This window comes from Bilifractor sp. LCP21S3_A7 (genome assembly GCF_052118825.1).
Lineage (GTDB): Bacteria > Bacillota > Clostridia > Lachnospirales > Lachnospiraceae > Bilifractor.
The window spans coordinates 192,253-215,167 of sequence record NZ_JBQKGL010000001.1; the positions used below are offsets into that span (position 1 = coordinate 192,253).

Annotated in this window: 19 protein-coding genes; 2 read left to right on the forward strand and 17 right to left on the reverse strand. The window is 51.2% G+C overall.

Features of this window, described 5'->3' with window-relative positions:
• Positions 1 to 148: 148 nt before the first annotated feature.
• The 8 genes from fmt to thiD all read right to left on the reverse strand — a co-directional run bounded on the left by fmt (position 149) and on the right by thiD (position 9,092).
• Positions 149 to 1,087, reverse strand: a complete 939-nt coding sequence (gene fmt / locus ACTQ1O_RS00845; protein ID WP_441485708.1) for a methionyl-tRNA formyltransferase — start codon at positions 1,085 to 1,087, stop codon at positions 149 to 151.
• Positions 1,088 to 1,160: 73 nt separating this feature from the next.
• Positions 1,161 to 1,670 (reverse strand): peptide deformylase, encoded by a 510-nt coding sequence (gene def, locus ACTQ1O_RS00850; protein WP_441100956.1) that lies wholly within the window; start codon positions 1,668 to 1,670, stop codon positions 1,161 to 1,163.
• A 149-nt stretch (positions 1,671 to 1,819) separates the two neighbouring features.
• Positions 1,820 to 4,054, reverse strand: a complete 2,235-nt coding sequence (gene priA, locus ACTQ1O_RS00855) for a replication restart helicase PriA (protein WP_441485709.1) — start codon at positions 4,052 to 4,054, stop codon at positions 1,820 to 1,822.
• 25 nt (positions 4,055 to 4,079) lie between these two features.
• Positions 4,080 to 5,606 (reverse strand): UDP-N-acetylmuramoyl-L-alanyl-D-glutamate--2,6-diaminopimelate ligase, encoded by a 1,527-nt coding sequence (locus tag ACTQ1O_RS00860; protein WP_441485710.1) that lies wholly within the window; start codon positions 5,604 to 5,606, stop codon positions 4,080 to 4,082.
• Positions 5,607 to 6,070: 464 nt separating this feature from the next.
• Positions 6,071 to 7,030, reverse strand: a complete 960-nt coding sequence (locus ACTQ1O_RS00865) for a DMT family transporter (protein ID WP_441485711.1) — start codon at positions 7,028 to 7,030, stop codon at positions 6,071 to 6,073.
• A 110-nt stretch (positions 7,031 to 7,140) separates the two neighbouring features.
• Entirely contained in the window at positions 7,141 to 7,431 is a 291-nt protein-coding gene (locus ACTQ1O_RS00870) for a hypothetical protein (RefSeq protein WP_441485712.1), read from the reverse strand.
• 249 nt (positions 7,432 to 7,680) lie between these two features.
• A complete protein-coding gene (locus ACTQ1O_RS00875) occupies positions 7,681 to 7,932 on the reverse strand; it encodes a glyoxalase (RefSeq protein WP_441100963.1) in 252 nt (83 codons plus the stop codon).
• Positions 7,933 to 8,285: 353 nt separating this feature from the next.
• Positions 8,286 to 9,092, reverse strand: a complete 807-nt coding sequence (gene thiD, locus ACTQ1O_RS00880) for a bifunctional hydroxymethylpyrimidine kinase/phosphomethylpyrimidine kinase (protein WP_441485713.1) — start codon at positions 9,090 to 9,092, stop codon at positions 8,286 to 8,288.
• Between the two features lie 248 nt (positions 9,093 to 9,340).
• Between thiD and ACTQ1O_RS00885 the strand changes: the two genes are divergently transcribed.
• On the forward strand, positions 9,341 to 9,865 hold the full coding sequence (locus tag ACTQ1O_RS00885) for a nitroreductase family protein (RefSeq protein ID WP_441474716.1): 525 nt from the start codon (positions 9,341 to 9,343) through the stop codon (positions 9,863 to 9,865).
• A 20-nt stretch (positions 9,866 to 9,885) separates the two neighbouring features.
• Here ACTQ1O_RS00885 and ACTQ1O_RS00890 read toward each other — a convergent pair whose 3' ends face one another.
• The 8 genes from ACTQ1O_RS00890 to ACTQ1O_RS00925 all read right to left on the reverse strand — a co-directional run bounded on the left by ACTQ1O_RS00890 (position 9,886) and on the right by ACTQ1O_RS00925 (position 19,442).
• Positions 9,886 to 10,749 (reverse strand): MATE family efflux transporter, encoded by an 864-nt coding sequence (locus ACTQ1O_RS00890; protein WP_441485714.1) that lies wholly within the window; start codon positions 10,747 to 10,749, stop codon positions 9,886 to 9,888.
• Between the two features lie 159 nt (positions 10,750 to 10,908).
• A complete protein-coding gene (locus ACTQ1O_RS00895; RefSeq protein ID WP_441485715.1) occupies positions 10,909 to 12,420 on the reverse strand; it encodes a hypothetical protein in 1,512 nt (503 codons plus the stop codon).
• Entirely contained in the window at positions 12,421 to 12,822 is a 402-nt protein-coding gene (tnpA, locus tag ACTQ1O_RS00900) for an IS200/IS605 family transposase (protein ID WP_441485852.1), read from the reverse strand.
• Between the two features lie 98 nt (positions 12,823 to 12,920).
• Complete coding sequence (locus ACTQ1O_RS00905; RefSeq protein WP_441485716.1) at positions 12,921 to 13,511, reverse strand: MATE family efflux transporter; 591 nt, start codon at positions 13,509 to 13,511, stop codon at positions 12,921 to 12,923.
• Between the two features lie 79 nt (positions 13,512 to 13,590).
• Complete coding sequence (locus ACTQ1O_RS00910) at positions 13,591 to 13,812, reverse strand: hypothetical protein (protein WP_441100967.1); 222 nt, start codon at positions 13,810 to 13,812, stop codon at positions 13,591 to 13,593.
• Positions 13,813 to 13,817: 5 nt separating this feature from the next.
• Positions 13,818 to 16,169, reverse strand: a complete 2,352-nt coding sequence (locus tag ACTQ1O_RS00915; protein WP_441485717.1) for a DEAD/DEAH box helicase — start codon at positions 16,167 to 16,169, stop codon at positions 13,818 to 13,820.
• A 13-nt stretch (positions 16,170 to 16,182) separates the two neighbouring features.
• Positions 16,183 to 17,514, reverse strand: a complete 1,332-nt coding sequence (locus ACTQ1O_RS00920; RefSeq protein WP_441485718.1) for an ATP-binding protein — start codon at positions 17,512 to 17,514, stop codon at positions 16,183 to 16,185.
• The gene (locus ACTQ1O_RS00925; protein WP_441485719.1) at positions 17,511 to 19,442 is read right to left on the reverse strand and encodes a TerB N-terminal domain-containing protein; all 1,932 of its coding nucleotides are present in this window, start codon (positions 19,440 to 19,442) and stop codon (positions 17,511 to 17,513) included. Before ACTQ1O_RS00925 ends, ACTQ1O_RS00920 begins: the two co-directional genes overlap by 4 nt.
• Before the next feature lie 350 nt (positions 19,443 to 19,792).
• Between ACTQ1O_RS00925 and ACTQ1O_RS00930 the strand changes: the two genes are divergently transcribed.
• Positions 19,793 to 20,449, forward strand: a complete 657-nt coding sequence (locus ACTQ1O_RS00930; protein WP_441485720.1) for an SOS response-associated peptidase — start codon at positions 19,793 to 19,795, stop codon at positions 20,447 to 20,449.
• 100 nt (positions 20,450 to 20,549) lie between these two features.
• Here the strand turns inward: ACTQ1O_RS00930 and ACTQ1O_RS00935 are convergent, their stop codons facing one another.
• A complete protein-coding gene (locus ACTQ1O_RS00935) occupies positions 20,550 to 22,784 on the reverse strand; it encodes a hypothetical protein (protein ID WP_441485721.1) in 2,235 nt (744 codons plus the stop codon).
• Positions 22,785 to 22,915 lie beyond the last annotated feature (131 nt).

Below are 22,915 nucleotides of genomic sequence, written 5' to 3' on the forward strand. Positions count from 1 at the left end.
TGTCTTCCGGGAATCGTCTCGTAAATAGGAATCCCGGCAGTTTTCCGGGAACCGTCTGTATCTGTATGAAACCCGGTTATTCCCCGGGAAAATCTGTCTCTGTATTATACCCGGTTATTCCCGGAAAATCTGTGTTTATAACACCCGGTTATTCCCCGAGAACGGTTCCCGTCTTCACACTGTGTCCGCGCAGAAAATCCGAAGCCTTCATGCGCTTCTTTCCTTCCAGCTGAAGTTCCGTGATCCGCAGTGCATTTTCACCGGTCTGAACGAGCAGGCCGCTCTCATCCGCGGCAAGTACTGTGCCGGGCTTTTCCCCGGATTCTCCTGTTTCAACCCGGGTCTTCCAGATTTTCAGCCCTTTTCCCTGCAGGGAGGTGTACGCGGCTGGCCAGGGATTCATTCCTCTGATGAAGCATTCCAGCTTCCTGGCCGGAAGCGACCAGTCAATCCTTCCGTCCGCCTTACTGATCATACGCGCGTATGCGGTCGGGCTTTCCGCCGGCTGTTTCAACGGATGAAGGTCACCCTTCTCCAGCTTCGCAAGCGTTTCCACCAGAAGCTCCGCGCCTGCCTTCGCGAGTTTGTCAAACAACGAGCCTCCTGTCTCCTCTTTCGAGATCGCCACCTCGACCGACGCCAGCATGTCACCGGTATCCAGTCCCTCGTTCATCTGCATAATCGTTACTCCGGACTTTTCTTCGCCGTCGATGACCGCCCACTGAATCGGCGCCGCTCCACGGTATTTGGGAAGCAGAGACGCGTGTACATTCAGACATCCGTATTTCGGCAGTTCCAGGATCTCCTTTGGAATAATCTTTCCGTATGCTGCCACCACGATGACATCCGGCGCAAGCTGCCTCAGCGTCTCCAGAAACTCCGGATTGTTCCGCAGCCTGCGCGGCTGGAACACCGCCAATCCACGCTTCAGAGCAGCTGCCTTGACGGCGGTAGGCTTCAGCTCCTGCTTCCTTCCCACCGGCTTGTCCGTCTGGGTGACAACACCCGCGATCTCGTAGCCCGCATCCGCGATCGCATTCAGTGTACCGACCGCAAAATCCGGCGTGCCCATAAATACAACTCTCATAAATCACCTCATCACTTTCTGTCTGCGTCATACACAGCGCAGATTGCAATTTCTCAATCCGCCGGCAGCCTGTTTAAAGCTCATCCTCCGGTGCTTCCTCTTCATCCTCTTCATCCTCTCCCTGATCCACCGGGTGAATCGGCTCGAGTGCGCGTGACGGATACATAATGCCGTCAAGATGATCAAACTCGTGACAGCAGGCGCGGGCGAGGAGGCCGTCAGCCTCCAGCTCAAACGGCTCCATATTGATGTCGAGCGCCCTTACCTTTACATGTTCGGGTCTCGTAACGAGCGCGCACATCCCGGGAATGCTCAGGCAGCCCTCCTCACCGGTCTGCTCACCGGACTGCTCAATGATCTCAGGGTTAATGAACACGTAGGGATGCTCACCGTCCACGTCGATGACACACAGCCGTCGCAGCACCCCGACCTGCGGGCCGGCAAGGCCGACGCCGTACGCGTGATACATCGTCTCAAACATATCCTGAATCAGAATCTTTGTCCTGAGATTCATCTTCTCAACCGGTCTGCATTTCTTTGTGAGAATCGGATCTCCCTCTTCTCTGATCTTTCTGATACCCATAATCTATTTCTCCTTCATATATATAAATCTGCTGTACTCCTGCCTCCCGCCGGCAGCCAGTTCATACATAAAAGCCAGCCCGGCTCCTGCCTCCCGACGGTGCGCAGTCAACGCATGATTACCGGAAAACGTGGTCAGATGCCCTGCGCCTACGCATTCAGATCATACTGAAACATCATCCGGTTAAAGCCGGAATTGATTTCAATGAACTTCTCCGCCAGTCTTCTGAGCCGGATAATCCGCTCCTCATCCGGTTCCTTTACGTAAAGCACCTGCCGGTAAATGTCCTGTATCTTCCGGATATTCTCGGGAGCAGGTCCGATAATCACCGTATCCCTGCTCTGATTGCGAATCAGATACCTCTTAAGGTGCCCCATCGCGACAACGAGTCTCTGCTCGTCCGCACAGGACCCGTGAATCGCCAGAAGATTGCATGCCGGCGGATAATGCATCATCTCCCTCGCGAGCATTTCTTCGTCATAGAACGCATCGTAGTCCTGCTTCGCCGCTGCCCGGATGCTGTAGTGATCCGGATGGTAGGTCTGGATATAAGCCTCTCCCGGAAGATCGCCTCTTCCGGCGCGGCCCACCGCCTGTACCAGAAGCTGGTACGTCCGCTCCGCCGCTCTGTAATCACTGACAAACAGCGAGAGATCGGCTGCGAGAACACCCACCAGAGTTACCCTTGGAAAATCATGGCCTTTCACAATCATCTGGGTTCCGACCAGAATATCCGCCTCGCCTGAGGCAAAGGAACGCAGTATTCTGGCATAGCCGTCCTTTTTTCTGGTGGTATCCGCATCCATACGAATGATACCCGCCTCCGGGAAAAAACGATGAAGCTCCGCCTCGACCTTCTCTGTTCCTGCCCGAAAGCCCCCGATATACGGAGATCCACAGGAAGGGCACCGGCTCACCTGGCTGATTTCATAGCCGCAATAATGGCACACCAGCTTACCGTTTGTGTGAAATGTCAGGGAGACATCACAGTGCGGACATTTGATCACCTCCCCGCAGGATCTGCAGGAAATAAAACCGGAATATCCTCTCCGGTTCAGGAACAGAATCGTCTGCTCCTTTCTCTCGAGACGCTCTTTGACCGCCTCGCGAAGAGCCTCACTCAATATGGAACGGTTCCCGTGCCTGAGTTCCTCTCGCATATCTTCTACATGGACCGCCGGCAGATCAGCATTTCCGTAACGGCTTTCCAGAAGAAACCCGGCGTAACGGCCCTCTCTGCACCGGAAGACAGAATCGACCGAAGGGGTCGCGGATCCGAATACCACATGGGCGTTCTCGATCCTCGCTCTCTCCAGCGCCGTCTCCCTCGCGTCATACCTTGGCGCATTCTCGCTGCGGTAAGAAGACTCCTGCTCTTCATCGATGATGATCAGGCCAAGCTTCGGGAATGGAGTAAAAAGGGCAGACCTCGGACCGATCACGATCTGCGCCTCCCCCTTCTTCAACCGTTCGAACTGGTCATACCGTTCCCCTTTTGACATCTTCGAATTCAGAATCGTAACGGCATTCCCGAAACGGCTGCGAAACCTCTTCACATTCTGCCAGGAAAGCGCGATCTCCGGAATAAGCAGAATCACCTGTCTTCCCTCTTTCAGCACTTTCTCCATCAGATCCATATAGACAAGGGTCTTTCCGCTCCCGGTCACTCCCCGGATCAGACACGGGCGGTTCGCACCCTCCCACTCTCTGAGAATACCATTGCACACCCGGCTCTGCTCCGCCGTCAGAATACAGGGTTTTTCCTTCTCCTCCGGCTCCTGCAGATCATCCGGCGTTCTCGTAAGATCTGCGCTTCTCACGGAAATCACGCCCTCACGTTCCAGGCTTCTCAGACTCTCCGGAGTGATCTTCAGCGTTCCTGTCACATAGCTCTTCTCAAGCTCGTTTGTCTTCAGCAGCGCCGTCAGCAGCCGGACCTTTGCCGCGTAATGGCGTCTTGTATACTGTTCCAGAAGAAGTCTTGTCTTCTTCTCCGGCCACACCAGCGAAACCTCTTCCCGTACCGCATGCTTCTCCTTCTCACGCACCGGAAGAACCGTCTTCAGGGCATTGTTCAGACTGGAGCCGTACGTCGTCTTCATCCAGAGCGCCAGCTCAATAAGCTTTGACTCAATCGTAACACGGTTCTCCGGCACTTCAAGGATCGGCTTGATCCGATCCCTTGCGATCCTCGGTTCAGTTCCGATATTGAGCACATATCCCTCCGCCGACCGCTTTCCGTTTCCGAAGGGAATCCTCACGACGCACCCGATCCGGATTTTATTCTCAAGCTCCGGAGGAATCCGGTACTGGTAGGAACGATCCATGCTCGCCTGTGTGACATCCACGATCACATCCGCGTATCTTTCCTTCTCTAAACTCACCTGCTGCTCCCCTTGATCAAACGTCTCAGCCCTGATGAATAGTATACTCTCTGTCCCTGATCTCTCCGCCTGCCTTCAGCGTTTCCGCATCTCTGTCCAGAATCTCCCGGATGATGACACGCTCGTCCATGGGGTATTTTTTCCCCTTGATGATCTGGTAGTCCTCATGGCCCTTACCCGCGAGGACGATGATATCTCCGGGTTCTCCGTGATGAATCGCCCACGCAATTGCCTCCCGGCGGTCAATGATCGTCACGTACCGGCCATCTGTCTTCCGGATACCGGTCACGATATTGTCGATGATCGCCTGCGGCTCCTCATTTCGCGGATTATCCGACGTAATAATCGTCAGATCCGCCATTCTGCCGGAAACCTCTCCCATGGAAAATCTTCTCTCGGGATCGCGGTTTCCGCCGCATCCGAACAGACAGATCAGTCTCGACGGATGATATTCACGCAATGTCGAGAGCAGACTTTCCAGCGCCATCGCATTATGCGCATAATCGATCATGACGGTAAAATTGTCAGATACATGTACCATCTCCACCCTGCCCTTCACTTTCGCATGGGTCAGAGCGTCCATGATTGCGTCCGGTGTCACGCCAAAATGATGGCAGACGGCGATTGCCGCCAGAGAATTATACACGGAAAACTTGCCGGGAATATCGATTTCCACCGGAATGTTGACGATTCCGCTCGCCTCATAGCGTATTCCCAGTCTTCCTCTTTTGCTGAGCATCATGGCATTGGAGGCTCTGAGCGAGGCATTGCTGTCAAATCCGTAAGTCTCCAGCTTCTCGCAGGTATTGCCCTCGACAATCTGCTCATAATGGCGGTCATCACGGTTGACGATACCGATCCGGCACTGCCGGAGAAGCTTTTTCTTGCACTCCATGTAGTCCTCAAAGCTTTTGTGCTCATTCGGGCCGATATGATCCGGCGCGATATTGGTAAAAATACCGAAGTCAAAATAGATTCCCGCCACTCGGTCCAGCATCAGCGCCTGAGACGACACTTCCATCACCACACTGTCAAACCCGGACTCAACCATCTCCGAGAAATACTCGTTGATCAGATAAGATTCCGGCGTCGTATTCTCCGAAGGAATCACACGCTTTCCGGTGATGCTCTCAATCGTTCCGATCAGGCCGCACTTGTGGCCGGCCGCGTTCAGTATCGACTGAATCATGTAACTGGTGGTCGTCTTCCCCTTCGTTCCCGTGATACCGATCGTCGTCAGCTTTTTCGCCGGATGATCAAACCACTCCGCGGAAATCAAGGCCAGTGCATACCGGGAATTCTCGACCCGGATCACCGTCACAGAAGACGGAACTTCAACCGCGTCCTCCGCCACAATCGCGCACGCGCCCTTCTGTGCAGCAACCGGCGCATACTTATGACCGTCAGATACTGCGCCCTTGATGCAGACAAACAGGAAATTCTCCTCCACCTTCCGGGAATCATAAGCGACCCCCATAATTTCTCTGTCTTCACTGCCCTGAATCACCTCATATTTCAGTCCAGCCAGCAGCTGTCTCAGATTCTTTTCCATTCTTCACTCTCCTTATATTAAACCAGCAATATCCGCGTGATGTTCCGGATATTTACCGCAATAAAAAAACACTTTTCATCTCACACCGGCAGGATTGCGAAAGTGCGGGGTACGAAGCAATCCGCAGCTTACACCATATGTGGCGTCCTTGCAAAGCATCCCGGTTTATGTGAAGGACACAAAAACTCAAAGTAAAGAATACCATATTGCGTCCGATACGTAAAGAAGCACCGGCGGAATTCCGTTTCATCAGAAAAATCCTGCCGGTGCTTCTTTAAATGAGGGGGAGATAGTGAGTGGTTAATCAACTATCTGTGTCTCATCATACGGAGCAGATGTGTACAATCTGTGATCGTCTTCATAAAAAAGTATAAACTCCACTCTCTATTTTTTTAAGCATAAGAATCGACTGATATCCCCATTGCCAGCGCAGGGGGCCGTACGGCGGCATCTGATAAACCGTATCATTGCGACTGATCTCCGCCGGAAAACGCATGGTTCACAACCACGATTCCAACGCTGACCAGCACAAGGGCCAGCAGACCGCGGAGGCTGAATGCCTGATTCGACTCTCCGAGAAGAACCGCTGACAGCAGGACACCGATGACCGGATTGAAAAAGCCAAAGACCGCGATCCGGCTTACCGGATTGGCCGCAAGGAGCATGCTCCATATGGTATACGCAGCCGCAGATATGAAAGCCATATACAGAAGCAGCAGTATTCCCGCCGGATGAACCCTCAGTCTGCCTCCCGCAAAAAATCCGCCCGCCGCAAGTACAACGCCTCCAAAAAGGAACTGATAGCCGGACATTGTAACCGGATTTTCTCTCCGGGCACATCTTTTGATATAGGAAGAAGAAAACGCGGCCAGGATGGTTGAAATCAGGATGAAGCCTTCTCCGACGAAGGTGAACCCAAGCCTCGCTCCGCCTCCCGACGGAAGCTGAATCAGCAGAACCCCTGCGAACCCAGCCACGCATCCCAGTATCTTATTCCAGGTGAGATGCTCCGTCCGGAAAATCAGCGCGGCAATCAGGATGGTAAAGAAGGTATTTGCCCCCTCAATAATAGAAGAACTCACTCCCGTTGAATGGGCGAGACCAATGTAGAAGAAGAAATACTGTCCGATGGTCTGCATTAGAGAGAGACCCATCACCGGCACGATCATCTTCTTTTTCGGACGCAGCGGTTTCTTCTGCTGCAGGCTTCCGGTCAGGATAACCATCAGCCCCGCAATGGCAAACCGTACTCCCGCAAAAAAAATCTGCCCCGCGGTATCCGAGGCGGCAATGTCAAACATCCGGTAGCCGATTTTTATACACGGAAAAGCACTTCCCCACAAAAAACAGCTGATAAATGCCAGGAGGATAATTGCCGGAACCGATATCAGATCCGGTCTTCTCTTTGTGTCAGTTGTCTTCATTCCGTCTTTCCTTCCTCTTTATCTCAGTTATCCTCATTTTGACTTTCCTTCCTCTTTGTCCCAGTTATCCTCATTTTGTCTTCTCTTCCTCTTTTTTATGGCAGTTATTCTCATTCTGTCTTTCCTTCCTCTTTTTCTCCGCTTCCGTCTCTGTCCGGCATATCCTCGCCGACCGGAAACTCGCGGAAGAAAATCCCCATCACCAGAAAGGAAACTGCCGGGGCTGTAAAAGCAAGCACATAGATCAGCCTGCCCGCCATGATTCCCGCAAATGCTCCCGCGATGCCAAGGCCAATTCCAACCGGGAGGAACAAGAGACTCAGCCGCCGCAGCTGCTGCGCGCGGGTCAAGTGATCCTTTTTTCTCTTTCCGAACTTTTTTTCTTTCCTGTTCCTCTGCATGGCTTACCTCCTGATACTTAAAGGCACAAAAAAGACATTCCCATCGCGGCATAATAAACCGTCGGACAGGACTGTCTGCTGCATATCATCTTCTGTTATTACAATTTCCCGATATACTTAAGTTCCACCTCTCCGGTATTCCGAAGATCGAGTCTCTCCGGTATTCTTAAGTTCGTGTCTCTCCGGCACTCTTAAGTTCGCATCTCCCAGATATTCTTAAGTTCATATCTCTCCGGTATTCTTAAGCTCTCATCCTTCTACAATCAGGAATCTGCCGTCACCGATATTGAAGACCTCCGCCTCTTCGAGCGGATCTCCCTCTAGATCAATGCCCTCCTCCTCAAAATACTGGCGAACCTCATCCCTGGAATCTACAACAACCGCGCAGACATCCTCCAGGAAGTACTCCGCCTCTTCCTCTGAGGAAGCTACCGGTTCCGGGAATAATCTGTCCTGATTTTCAAGAAAGCATTTCAACACTGCCTCATCATAATCCTGCATAGTAACCCCCCATGCCCCACAAGCGGGGCGCCACAGACTGTATCAGCTACGGATTGCTCCGTGCTTTGCGTTCCTGCAATCCTACATGTGACCGGCTTCGTCGGTCTGTCGCGGCGTTTGCCTCACTGCTTCACACCTTGTGTGAGCGGATGTGGCTCACTGCCCGCGCATATTCACGTTTTCGCCGTGTTTCACACGGCTTCACACTCATCCCTCTACCAGGTATGAACGGGATAAATTCCGTAACCTATCAGGGACGGATACAACATGTAATTTATAGCCGGATACAACACGTAATTTATAATACAAACGTATCGAATCAGACTCCTCATGTCAAGATTATTTCTGCCTTTTTATGGAAAAAATGCAGTTTTTTTCAGACAGAATGCGTGATCCAGAGGGCCGCTTCCCTTTCCAAGATCAAGCATGGCAGAAAGCGCGCCCGTCAGATAGTCCTTCGCCTTCTGCACCGCGTCATACATCGTGCTGCCTTTTGCAAGATTTGATGCGATCGCGCTCGACAGCGTGCAGCCGGTTCCATGGCTGTTCGGATTTTCAATCCGTTTTCCGCTGAACCAGTAAATCTCACCCTGATCAATCAGAAGGTCATCCGCGTTCCCCGCGATATGTCCTCCCTTCACCAGCACAGAGCAATGATAGCGGCTGTTGATCTTCCTCCCGGCACGGACCATATCTTCCCTGTTTTCAATGGATATGCCCGAAAGGATCTGCGCCTCCGGAATATTCGGCGTGACAAGGGAAGAAACAGGAAGCAATTCCTCTGTCATTGCCTTTACCGAATTCTCGTTCGTCAGAAGAGACCCGGTGCTTGCTGCCATGACCGGATCTACAACCACATTTCGCGCCCCGTAGTACCGGAGCCTGTCACTGATGACGTGCAGCAGCGCGGCCGACGGAACCATTCCGATCTTCACGGCATCCGGAAAAATATCCTCAAAAACCGCATCGATCTGTTCTTTCAGGAATTCAGGAGCTGCCTCCTGAACCGCTCTCACACCCGTGGTATTCTGTGCCGTCATCGCCGTGATCACACTCATGGCATAAACACCGTTTATCGTCATCGTCTTCAGATCCGCCTGAATGCCGGCGCCCCCGCTGCAGTCACTTCCCGCAATCGATAAAGCTGTTTTTCGTTTCATATGCTCACCCTCCACGTTAATGCGCTGTTTCTCCGCCAATGTCAGCCATCTCTTCGTCTTCCCCAGACTATCCAGAGAACCCCCAGACTATCCGCAGAACCCCTTATCGTAATGATCTCTGCATTATGCTATAATAGCAGTAGTTATACGTATCCGGACCATACCGCAGCAAACGGTCATGCTGGCTTTACCCAGGCATATCTATGCCACATTCTGTGTAAACTGTGTAAAACAAGGAGGTTACCATCATGGAATTGAAGAAGGCAATGAACAACAGAAAATCAATCCGCTCCTATAACGGCAAACCCATTACCGACGCTCAGCTTGCATCTATACTTACGGCTGCATATGAATCACCAATCGGAATGGGGAAATATGACAGCATCCACCTCACCATCGTGACAAACAAAGAGCTTCTGGACGCCATCGACAAGGCGGGCGCAAAATTCTTCGGGAATCCGTCCATGCACCCGCTCTACGGCGCACCGATGCTGATCGTCGTTTCCTCCAGCGATCAGGGCAATGTGGCAAGTGCCAACGTAGCCATGATTATCGAGAACATGTCCCTTGCCGCTGTAGAGGAGGGCGTTGGTCACTGCGATATATACGGCGCCACCTACGCACTCTCCCAGGATCCGGCGATCGTCGCGAAGCTGAACCTGCCGGAAGGCTTCACTCCCACCGGTTCCATTATTCTCGGCCAGACCGAAGCCGGATATTCCGACCGCGAAATCCCGGAGAAGCATAAGTTCTCCTGCAACACTGTCGACTGAAGCCAGCTGCCGGAAGAGAATCAAAGTCCGTTTACGTCTTTCGCAGTTTCCGCGCCCGCAAGATTCCGGATCCACGAATAGGTTGATACCTTGTGCGTCACGGTAAAGCATTTCAGGATCTGATCCATGTTCAGCCAGAGCACCATCGCCCAGAACGGCCAGCCGAGCACGAAACAGCCGACCAGGCCCATCGGAATCACGACAATCCAGCTGTATACAATATCGCTGATCATGGAATAACGGGTATCCCCGCCGGCGCGGATGATTCCCATCTGCTCCGGCATCTGGAAAGACATGCCGATCGCAATGAAGGCCTGTATCGTCATCTGCGTCAGCGCATAGGAATATGCCGTATCGGTCAGCTTATACAGAGACAGCACCGGGTATCGGAGCGCCAGAAGAATCACACACGATGTGCAGCCGACCACCAGGAAAATTGCCTGGAGCGAATGCACCATCTGTCTGAGCTTTCTGAGTTTCCCGCTTCCAACGGTTTTGCCCACATGCACGCCGGCGGCAGACGAGGCGCCGACCGGTATCATCTTGACATACTGAAAAAAGGTTCCGGCGACTCCGGAGGCTGCCAGCGCATCACTGGAGAGATGACCGAAGATCACGGTCTGAATCGCCACCGCACTGGCAAACACAATGGCGGAAACCACACACGGAAGTGCCACCTTCAGATAATTTTTCAGAATATCTCCGTTCACCAGCATCATCTTCCGGAGATCCAGACGAAGCGGGACGTTCCGGCTGAACCGGCAATAGAACACAAGCACCACAAGCCCCGTCAGATTCGCGATCAGCGTACCGATCGCCGCGCCATGAATTCCCATCTCCGGGAAGCCGAATTTTCCATAGATCAGGCATTGACATACTCCCACGGCTGAAGCCGTGGGATTCTTTAGATTCTCTTAACATCACCACAGTCGTATAGGAGGGATATAGTTAAGTCTTTCAAGATTTATCGTCTATAGGATTTCAATACCTGTGTACTTACTTTCCAGACGAAAGTTTTATGTCTGAACCTTTTTTATTTCTGTTTAGAATCCAAAACACTGTTTCATAGATATATTGTTTTCTTTCATTTTTTCGATCAGTTGGTCTTGTAGCTTTACAAATCGATCAAATTCATAGATGCATTTTTTCTGGTCCGGCTTGTTTAATTTCTGGTTACTGTTTCTCAAAAGAAAAGCACTATACAAGTCTCTTTGTACCTTATGACCGGCGATTATTTTTTCTCTCACAGACAAGTCCGTTTTTATGTACTGATCTTTCGCATGGTCGTACTGGCTGGCTTTATATTCTTTCGTACTTACTTTCGATACATTACCGCCGTAAAGTTTTGCCTTTTGTTCCAGAATCGTGACAAAACTTGCCGGTGCTCTGTCAGTTATCGACTTACCAAAACGTTTCCTGCGCTTATATTTATGAATCTTCTTTGCAGAACCATCCTTTTGCCTGATTTCAGATACCTGATCCCTGCGTTCTGTCGTTTTTTTCTCTCTTTGCAGACCTGTGAAAGACATATCCTCGACAATAAAACAGACAGATTCGTGCAAAAGTCTGTTGATCGTTTCTTCATGTGACTGTTTGACATAAGCTGCTTTTTGTCGATACAAAGATTTCAACCGATTCTGATTCTTTCGGTAGGCTTTGGAAAATTTCCACTTTTCATGATTGGCCGGCTCGATCGTGCCGTCTGCCCGATATTTATTCGGATTTAATATCCGTTTGGAACGATCCATGCGTCTTAATAAACGCTCAATCTTCTGATTGTATTCCCTGCATTTGGGAGCAAGTTCTTGTAATGTGACCGACCGGGAAGATACACAGGCTACGGTAGAAGTTCCGATATCAATACCGGCAACATCATCTCTTCCTACGGCTTTTATTTTATGCGGGGCATCGCCTTTCAGATACACAACAACATAATAGTGCCAGCCATTTGGAAACATCTTTCGTGCCATTTCGCAATAGGAGATTTCCGAATCCAAGGCTTCCAGAAGATAATCTTGATCTTTTGGAAGTTTACATTTGATATTCAGCCCAAGCCATTGAATGGAACAAGACTCTTTTTGAAATTTTGCGCCATTGGTATTCGTCTTTCCACAGATCGTATGAAAATCTCTGTATTTTTTGAAATGAAGTTCTTTCCCGTTTCCATAGAGGACTGCTTCGACGCCCTTCCAGACACGGGTGGCTTCTTTTTGTATCTGCTGTGAGGAAAGACATTTCCGAAACTGTTTTCCGCAGACTTTGATGTATGACTGAAAAGCATACTCAGACAAACTGTGAGTCCGAATGATTTCTGCCATTTGCCTGGAGATCAGTTTTCGCCTTGTCTTTTCCTCTATTGAGAGAGTATCCTTTTTCAGGAGCTTCTTATATTCTGCTTTTAGAGATTGATATTCGGCATCATATGACAGTCTTTTCAGACGTTTTTGGGCATGCTTGACGATTACGTTATGGATATGGCTAATGGCATGAAAACGCTTTTCTATGACCGTTTCGTCGTATCTGGTTGTGGCTAACAGTAATCTTACGGTGTGCATCTAATCCCTCGTCTTTTGCGTGTGGATGTACCATTCTATAGTTTCAGAACTTACATTTCCGGCTGTGCTTACAAAATAAGAACGTGTCCATAAGGACGGCATTTTTGCTAACTGGGGAAATTCCTCCCTCAGTTGATGGGAAGTCGCTCCTTTGATCTGTTTTACCACATCAGGAATGCTCTGCTGGGGATATACGCTAACAAACATATGAACGTGGTCAATGTGACATTCCATTGCAAGAATATCGATATGATGTTTTTGACATTCCGCAGAAGTTAATGCCTTGAAACGTTCTTCTATGCCTGGAATATTAAAGATCTTTCGACGGTATCTTGGACAGAACACCAAGTGATAGTGAATCAAGGATACGGTTGTTTTGGTGTGTTTATATTCATTCTTCATGTGTATATAATACAATATTTTGTACACATATTCAATCAAAACAATTTGCGCTTTGACGCTATCATCCCACGGTTGAAACCGTGGGCTTTCTCGCTAAATTATTTGTAATTGATTCCCGCATTGATCACAAGCTCCAGGCAGGAAAGCAGAAAAGCAATCCTTACAACCTGAACGCTGCGCAGCGTTGACAGGATCAGATTTGTCACAATAAAGATCAGATACGTGTACCGGATGATCGACAGATAAGAGACTCCCATCCGGATGATATCCAGATCATCGGCAAAGATACCGACCATACGGTCCGGCGCGACGAACGCAGCCGCCGTAAGGGCCGCTCCCGCGAGTATCCCACACAGCATCGCCGTGCCGGAGATTCTCTGAATCATCTCCGTGTTCTTTTTTCCCCAGTACTGGCTGGAAAGAATGACAATTCCCTCGCCGAGTCCCATAACCGTAAACTGCTGCAGAATGTACTGAATCTGATTGCAGGCAGCAGCGGCGGACAGCGCTGTCTGACTGTAACCGCCAAGCATGATGTTGTCAGCCACATTTACCGAATAGGTAATGATATTCTGGAAGACCAGAAGCGCCATCATGACAAAAAAAGATTTGTAAAACTCTCTGTTGTGCAGAAAGAAGCCCATATCCTTCTTCTCACCGCTCAGCGCTGATCTGCCTTCACCTCTCATGATTCCTCCACACCCCGTCAATCACATCAAATCCTGTCATTTTTGTCCTCCAGCCTTTCCAATTAACCTCTCATCTTCTTTATGTCATCACACTGATAATCAATGCGATCGCCCCGACAATCAGGATAATCGCGAACATAAACAGACCAAATCCGAATACTGTTGCCGCAAGTCCCGCCAGAACCAGCCAGCCGAAAATGCCCAGAACTCCGCCAAGGATCTTCCCGACAGCATGCAAGATAATGCCTGTCAGCTTAAAAAGTCCGATCACGATCAATATCAGCAGCAAAAGACCAAACATTTTTTCTACACCTCCCTGCTCCAGGAGAGCACACGATCCCGCATTCCTTCGATATCGAGCACTCCATACGCAAATCCCTTTCGGACCAGTTCTTCCGGAACGTATTCGTCATATTTTTCAAAAACCGGAACCTCCTTCGGATATACCAGCTCTAGCGGGTCGATATCTTTCCCGGCCTCCTCAGATACGATCCGGTAAAACTCCGTCTCGTCCGTTTTCATGGTAAACTGCATGTAATACGGTCTGGACGCATTCAGCCCTTTCAGCCCCAGCCGCCCTGCGCACCGGATTTTCAGGAAACGCTCCAGCGCAAGAAATGCGTAGCTTCCGAGCCAGGGAAAAAGCGCCCACATGTTTCCTCCGAGATGGACCAGCGGATGCTCCGCCATCCCGGATTTCCGAAATGTCTCTCTGGCATCGGAAAGTCTTCCCACGGCGTGACGCATGAGATACGGATATGATTTTTCCTCACAGAGCACCCCGTACATCCGTTCCAGAATGCGGGTGTGTATATCTCCGGCCACATCACCGAAATAGGCGGGGATATTTCCCTTGACGAGCGTACAGTACACCTCTCTGCGCTTATGATCCACTTCCTCCACCACCCAGACGCGGCCGGCGATGGCGATTTTGTCCCCTGCAGGCGGCGGTTTCACGATGGTCCCGATCTGCTCGGATCCGGAGCGCACGGTGTATTCGATGTTTTCCTGAAAGACGGCATAAAATTTGTAGTTGTTGACAATCCGCTCACCCGTTATTCCCACAATCAGCCCTCCGTTTTCGGTCCGGTTGATGTGGTCGATCTCCAGCAGATGCCGCAGAAGCACACGGTAATCGTCAGCCGTGATCCGATGAAAGGCCGAAAGCGTCAGCACACGCGATGCCAGCTCTCCGGGCGTCATCTCTCCGCAGGACGCAAGCGTGCTCATGGTCTGATGGTACAGCAGGCTGAACGGGAGCCGGCCGGTGCGGGGCGGCTCGACAAAGCGTTCCTCAAGATACAGCTGAACCAGGGCAATCCCCTGTATCAGATACCACGGGATCATCTCCGGCAGCATCGCTCTGGGTTCCGGGTGATCCTCACGCATCACGAACCACATCTCTGAAGGATTTCCCCTTCTGCCTGTCCTTCCCATTCTCTGGAGGAAACCGGACACCGTAAACGGCGCATCGATCTGAAAGGCGCGCTCCAGTTTTCCGATATCGATGCCGAGCTCGAGTGTTGCCGTGGCGCACACCGACATCAGGGAATCCTCCTCCTTCATCTCCTCTTCCGCACTCTCCCGATAGGATGCCGACAGGTTTCCGTGATGAATCAGAAAGCGGTCAGGCTCGTGCACCGCCTCGCAGTACTGCCTCAGATGCTGACAGACCGCCTCGCATTCCTCACGTGAATTTGTGAAAATCAGGCATTTCTTTCCCCGGGTGTGTTCAAAAATGTATCCGATTCCGGGATCCGCTGCCTTCGGCGCGGCATCGGTTGGCTCTTCCATTGCTGTGGCATTCGGCCCGGCACCGGCTGCCTCTTCCATAGCCGGAGCTTTCGGCCCGGCACCGGCTGCCTCTTCCATTGTCGAAGCCTTCGGTCCGGCACCGGCTGTTATTCCGGCAGCCGGTAGCTTCTCCGGAATCGTTTTCCCCTCATCCGCCTGCGGAGCGGTGTTAAAAAAATGCTCCATCGAGAGATGCCAGACCTCTTTCGCGCCCTCGAATTCCGGAATGATGCAGCCTCTTCCGCTGCCGGCAGACAGGAATTTCCCCGCTTCCTCCGGATTCCCGATAGTGGCGGACAGCCCGATTCTCCTCGGATTGCACCCAGCCAGTCTGCAGAGCCGTTCGATCAGACAGAAGGTCTGGAGGCCCCGATCCGCCCGCAGAAGCGAATGAATCTCATCAATCACGATGAATCGCAGATCGCCGAATAGAGAAGGAATCTCCATATGTTTATTGATCATCAGAGACTCCAGAGATTCGGGTGTGATCTGCAGAATACCCGATGGTTTCTTCAGAAGCCTTCGCTTCCCCGACTGTGCCGCGTCTCCGTGCCATCGGGTGACAGCAATCCCGGCTTCTTCACACAGTTCATTCAGCCGCCCGAACTGATCGTTGATCAATGCCTTCAGCGGAGCGATGTACAGAACGCCTACGCTCCGGGATGGTTCCTCATCCAGAAGAGACAGGACGGGAAAGAAAGCCGCTTCGGTTTTACCCGAGGCAGTCGGCGCAGTCAGAAGAACATTCTGGTCAGAGCCGAAGATCGCTTCTCCCGCTGCATTCTGAACACCCCGAAGCGTCTGCCAGCCGGAGCGGTAAATATAATCCTGTATAAATGGTGCATACCTTGCGAATACATTCATTCCCTGCTCTCTTTCAGATCGTAAAGGTCGCGTAGCTGCTGTCTGTCTGATCCGATACAGCTTCCGACTTCGTGTACGTAAATGCGTCCGATGCAAGCATCTTCTCCATGTCGAGGGACGGATTCTGATACAGCAGATCAAGCAGCTCGATAAAATCACGGATCACTTCTCTGGGCGTGATGTTATGATCCGCTCCGATCCGTCCATACTCAAGCTTGATGAAATCGCCAAGCTCTTCCGTCGTAACTCTTCTCTCGTACTGATACAGTCCGGCATGCATGTCAGACAATTTTTCACACAGGACCAGCATTTCCTCCGGAGTCAGAGGATCAAGCCGGATGACCGGCGCAAGAAGATCTCTCGCCCCCGGCTTCGAAAATTTCCCCTCCGCAAGTCTGGATCGAAGCGCCTCGTAGCTGTACACCCCTCGGCGCCTGTCTTCCACCGCCTGCGGCGTCGCTCCCATGATGATGCCAAGGTATTTTGCCTTCCCCTGCAGGGTGTCATTATACATAGTGAGCATCTTCTCATAGTTGTACTGCCGGGTGATGGCATTCGGAATCTTATACAGATTCACCAGCTCATCGATCATGATCATCATCCCCGAGTAGCCCGCAAGGCGGAAAAAAACAGCGAAGAGCTTCAAATAATCGTACCAGTCATCGTCCGTGATGATGATATTTACGCCGAGTTCCTCCTTCGCCTCGCGTTTCAGCGCGTATTCGCCCCGAAACCAGCGGACAACCTTTCCCTTTGTCTCGTCATCCCCATCAATGTAAGCATGGTAATAGCGCGACAGAAGGGAAGCGAACTCAAATCCGTGCACCAGCTCGCTGATCTGCGAGGTGACAGCAACGATTTTCCGGTCTACTGCCTGCGTGAGCAGCGGATCGCCCGGCATCCGTCCCGTCTCCCCTGAGGCCTCCGCCTGCACCGCGCTGATCCACCGATCCAGGACCAGCGTAAGAGCGCCTCCCTCCGGCTTTGTCTTCGTGGAGAGATTTCCAATCAGTTCCCGATACGTCGCGAGGCCCTGTCCACGCGTTCCCTGAAGACGGCGCTCCGGCGAAAGATCCGCATCCGCCACGATAAAGCCGCGGTCCATCACATAATTCCGGATCGTCTGAATCAGAAAGCTCTTGCCTGATCCGTACCTTCCGACGATGAACCGGAAGGATGCACCTCCCTCTGAGATAATGTCTACATCATGTAAAAGCGCCTCAATCTCGTTCTTTCTGCCGACTGCGATATAGGGCAGTCCGATCCTCGGAACCACGCCGCCCTTCAGCGAATTCAGAACCGTCTGCGCGATTCTCTTCGGTACTTTTCTGCGCTCATCATTCATAAGCTGATCTCCCCTAACGCCTGAATTATATCCTCTCTGTAATCCTCAACGACACAGATCTCATCCCCGTCGCATTCGACGACACTATCGCCGATTTCATCGAAAAACGCCTCGTTGATCGCATCCGCGACAACAGCAGGCATCAGATGACTTTCTCTTACCACATCGTTTATGGGCTGCCCGTCCAGAAGCATGACCAAAATCCGGCGGTACATGCTGTCCGCTCCGGTTTTCGTTTTTACTCCCGCATCTCCATCCGCTTCACCCGACGACGGCCGATCCTTCTTCACGACGGCCTCTGTATCCACATCACTCGACGATGGCCGCATTTTCTTGACGGCAGGCTCTATGTCTGCCAGATACAACGATGGTCGGATCTTGTTCACAACTACCTCTGTATCTGCCTCAGCCGACGACAGATCCATCTTCACAGCGGAATCCATCTCCTGTCCGCCCGTGCTCTCCGGCTCCCGGCTATGCAGTTCCTGTACCACATCGGTCTCCGGCTCCCGGCTTTCCTCTATCTCTTCATCGGTCAGAAGGCTGTCCCGCGTGATCGCGGCATCCTCCCGGATCTGCTTCAGACCCGCATAATCTATTTCAATCACGGGCATCGCTGCTCTTTGCTCTTCCGCCTCCATCTCCCGAAGCGCAGCTTCAATGTAAGGAACCGCCCATTGCTCGTCCTTTCTTTCCCGAAGATAATGTCCTGTTCTCAGCTCTCTGCGTATAATCCTGTCCGAGGCGCGAAGCAGGGAACGGAACCAGTCCAGATGCAAGCCAAGACCGCCGTACCGCTCCTCCTGACACTTCCCGTCCCGCAGATGAAATGTTCTGCATTCATCCATCTCGAAATCCATGTTCGGAAGTTCCCTTTCCTCCCAGTATACCGCATTTGAGAGCGGATGCCACGGATAACATTTCCGTGTGCCGAAACACACCGTAAAAATATCCCTCCCATTGTCCTCAAAATGTTCAGAGAGATATCTCCAGATTCCGGCGAGAAGTTGAATACCCTTCCCTCTATTGCGGGTCAGAACTGCGGATTTTTCAATCGTTTGTCCTGTGAAGCGGCTCATTGCATGAAAAATCTCCTCATTCGCATGATTCTCCGGGTTTTTCAGGATCACAAGAGAATGATCAAAATCCAGAGCTTCCGGATTTGCGTATGAGCGGACTCTCTCTGCCGGCAGGCCATGAAGCACCGCATATTCAAACATCCACCGGCGGATGTTTTTCCGCATCCCCGGATCACTGATGCCGGCATCTACATAGTTTTTCTCAAATGTCTCCATCTTCTGCAACACATCGTCAACCGATGACGCGCCGATGCCGCACAGAAGCTCGTACAGGTACATATATGCAAGCGACGTGGAGATCGGGCGGTATTCTCCGTTTCGTATTCCGGTTCTCCAGGTAAAGTAGCCGCGCAGCTGACGGATATTCAGATCATGATAGGTCGTGAAATAACGTCTGAAATCACCCTTCCAGTGGAAATCATCCTCATACTTCTCCATGAATTTTCCCTGCCTGCAGAACATCCTGGCACGGTGTTCGGGCGAACCGTCCCCGAACTCATACAGACGGATCATTTCCAGAATCTGTCCGGGTACATCAGAGAAGTATCCGTTCCGTTCCTCTGAATGACTTTGTTCCACCGAAGAACCCCGCCGCGCTGAAAGGCTTCCTTCCACCGAAGAACCTCGGCCCGCTGAATGACTTTCTTCCGCCGAAAAACCCCGGCCTGCTGAAAGGCTTCCTTCTGCTTCTGCACCCTGTTTTGCTTCTGCATTGCACCTGGCTGCTCTTTCCTTGCGCGGGAACTGCCCGGAAATGCTGCCCGCAAATGGAAGCGGTGTATCCCGGTATACGTCTTCTCTTTTATTTTTTCCCTTCCCTGTGTTGTCCACCACAATACTGGCAGTCAATTCCGACCTCTCCATGACATTTTCTTCACCAAATCAACAAACAGATACTTTTTCCAATTTAAAGATCCAGAAACCGTTCCGTTACAATCTCTAAATCCGGGATCCGTTTCTGTTACAATCTCTAATTACAGAAACCATTTCTATCACAATTCCAAAATCCGAAACACGATTCTTGTTCAATCACAAAATCCGAAATCCGATTCTGTTATATTCTCAATTATTATATCAGCTGCAATGGAAAAGAACAAATTTTCGATTATTGCGGGATCTGTTTTGACTCTGTGTGGTATTGTATAGGAGACGAGCAGACGCTTAAAGCTGATGAAAAGATAAGGGAAGTTGAAACGAATATGTGTACGCAATTTTTTATCGAACCTTCTGAAGAAATGAATCAATACACGGAGGCAGCGGGCAGCACGGCGCTTCTGCGCAGAATGACCGATCGGCTGGGAAGAGAATTCAGAACATCCGGAGAAATCCGTCCGACCGATATTGCCGCCGTAATTGCGCCCTCCGCTTCCGCAGAAAAAGCTGTGTATCCGATGATATGGGGATATCATATCCCCGGTGTGAAAGGACCTGTCGTAAATGCCAGAATCGAATCTGCGAAGGAGAAGTTCTCGTTCGCCTCTGACTGGAGACGGCATCGCTGCGTCATTCCCGCATCCTGGTATTTCGAATGGGAGCATATCCGGACGTCCGGCGGACGGGTACAAACCGGTGAAAAGTACGCAGTACGTCCCGAAGCATCCGATCTGACCTACCTTGCCGGGCTGTACCACATGGAAGAGACGAGCGGCCTGACGTATCCGGTCTTCACCGTTCTCACAAGAGAGCCGACCCCGGAACTCGCGCGTATTCACAACCGAATGCCTGTCATCCTTCCTCGAGAGGCAATCGGGGACTGGATTTGCCCGGACTCAGATCCGGAGAAAATCGCCGCAGAAATGCTGGACGATATGATTATCACCCCTGTTTCCCGGCATGCCCCGGTTCGTCCAGACTGATTCCATCTAAACCGGATCATTATGCGATTACCAGCGTTCCATCACAATCGGTTCGTTATGCGATTACCTGCGTTCCATCCGAATCGGTTCATCTATCCGGTTACCCGCGTTTCATCACGACCGGTTCATCTATCCGGCTTACACGAATCAGAAGATCACCGGCATGCCTCCTGCCCCTGACAACGCAGTTTCCTTTATACTCATCCATCACATAACAAAGCCTGGTTCCGAAACGTACTGTAGACTGCAGTCCGTCCTGCCCTTTTCCCTCCACGGAAAGATTCGTGACAATGATCCGGAAGGCTTCGTTTTTTGCCGGAAAAACAGTCGGGAAATTCAGTCTGACGCTTCGATCTTTTATCTTACCGGCCTGTATTGTTTTGTCCGCAATGACGTCCTCCGGGCGATAAGCGGCGGAATCGGCCTCTTCTCCGGAATCCCCGGAAACTACAAGGATCCGGTACTTGTCCTTCGTATTGCCCCTGCCTGCGGTTCTTGCCCGGATCAGAATGGTATTAAATGATCCCGAAGGATAGAAGCTCTGTGTCAGCGTCTGGCCTTCCGGAACGCTGACCCAGTCGGCCAGAGCCATACTGTCACTTACAATGGAGGGAACATCGAAAACGCCCGATTCCGCTGTAATGACGTACTTCTGAAACAGCCCGAGCCCGGTTACGACAAGCAGAACAACGAGTACGAGCCGACGTACGGTTCCTACGAAAGACAGCGTATCCTGATATTTTCCTCCATATATGCGGCAGGCCTTTTCCCACGCGGGCAGGCTGACCAGAATCAGATACGGCAGGAATGGATAGCTGTAAACCGGTTTGCCTTCCCAGAATGTATAGAAGACAAAACCCCCGAGCAGAGTGATGACGCATACCTGGAAGATAAAATTGCCGGCACGTCCCGATTTTCTCCCGGAACAAAGCCAGACCAGAATCCCGGCGAGAGCCATAAAAAGCATCACCATACGATAAGCCTGGCACCACAGATAAAGGATTCCGGCACCCGGCCCGTTCAGGAGCTGATACAGCCTCGGCAGACTGTTTTCTGAGCCCGTACTGCGGCTGAGATACTCCGCGGTTCCATCCGACCATGTCAGCCCTGTTTTTTCCAGATAGTGCTTCACATTGCCAGCCAGACCACGTTCCTTCAGAATCTGCCGGACTGCTGCAATGTCCGCTTCCCTGTTCTCCTTCTCGGTGTACATGCGCCGATTATAATTCATATCTTCCGAATTCACCCGTCCGGTCTCCGAAGCGCCAAGCATCAGCCAGTATACGGTCGGAAACTGTGTGTCTGTCACCGGATCCAGACGCAGGGAAGCGCTGCGGATCGCAGAAGATGTCACTGCCATCAGAAGAATCACGCAGACGGCAGGGATACCCTTTCTGACAAGATTCCGCAGTTTCCGGCTCTTTTCCCGTGTAAAGGAAGATGATTCTTTTAAAAGCTTCTGCACGCCTGCGCATACGCCGCACAGAACGAGAGCGATTACCGGAAACGCAGCTGTCGGACGAAAATAATATGCAGTCACAGCCGTCAGCCCGATCACCAGAAACTCCACAAAATGCAGTGCTCCGCTGTCCTTCCCCTTCAGAAGCGCCGCAGCCATCCACAGGCTCAGCATCATCAGCGGCATGCTGAGCGTACAGGTATAGGGCCAGCATATCAGAAGAATATTCAGCGGATTGAAAACGCTCAGCACAAATACCTTCAGCGCTGCCTTCGGCCCCCTCAGAAGAAAAACCGTCCGCCAGGTCATGAGAATGCCAAGATCGACGGCAGCCACATTCAGCACCGCAAACACCGTGCGATATGCATGAATATGCAGCAACATACAGACCCTGAAGACCTGAACACAGAAAATCAGATAAAGATCATTATTCCCATATTTGGCAAAATACGTGGATTTTGTATAATCGACGATCTGGTGAACGCCCCGCGCGATAGCAAGTGCCTGATCCTGAACCTCAAAGGCATCCGTATTCTGAATGGTATGCAGTCCGAAAGCGATGAAAAGCTGCATCATCAGAAATACGCCGCCGAGAATCAGAAACATCAGCAGCCTTTTCCTATGACCCGCACGATCAATCCAGGCAAATGCCAGGAAGACGAATCCCATAAACAGAAGAATCAGCGCAATCAGAAAGACACGGATCTCCCCAGAAGACCAGGTCTCCGGAAAGCGCTGTATGATTCCCTCTACCGCCATATCCGGAAGTCCCCTTCCGAACCCCGTGATGAGTGAAAAAAATAGTGCAAATCCCAGCATGCATGCGGTGATGCCTGAGAGCACGAAAGAAAACATACGTCCCAGAAATTTCATCATTATCAAGCCTCTTCATAAATGGAAGTCTACGTAATTTATACTGGCACATTGCACTATTTTGTCAAGTAAAATTTGTGTAATTTTATATTGTTTCTGGCATTCCTGAAGTACAGGAGTTGTGGATTGATCTG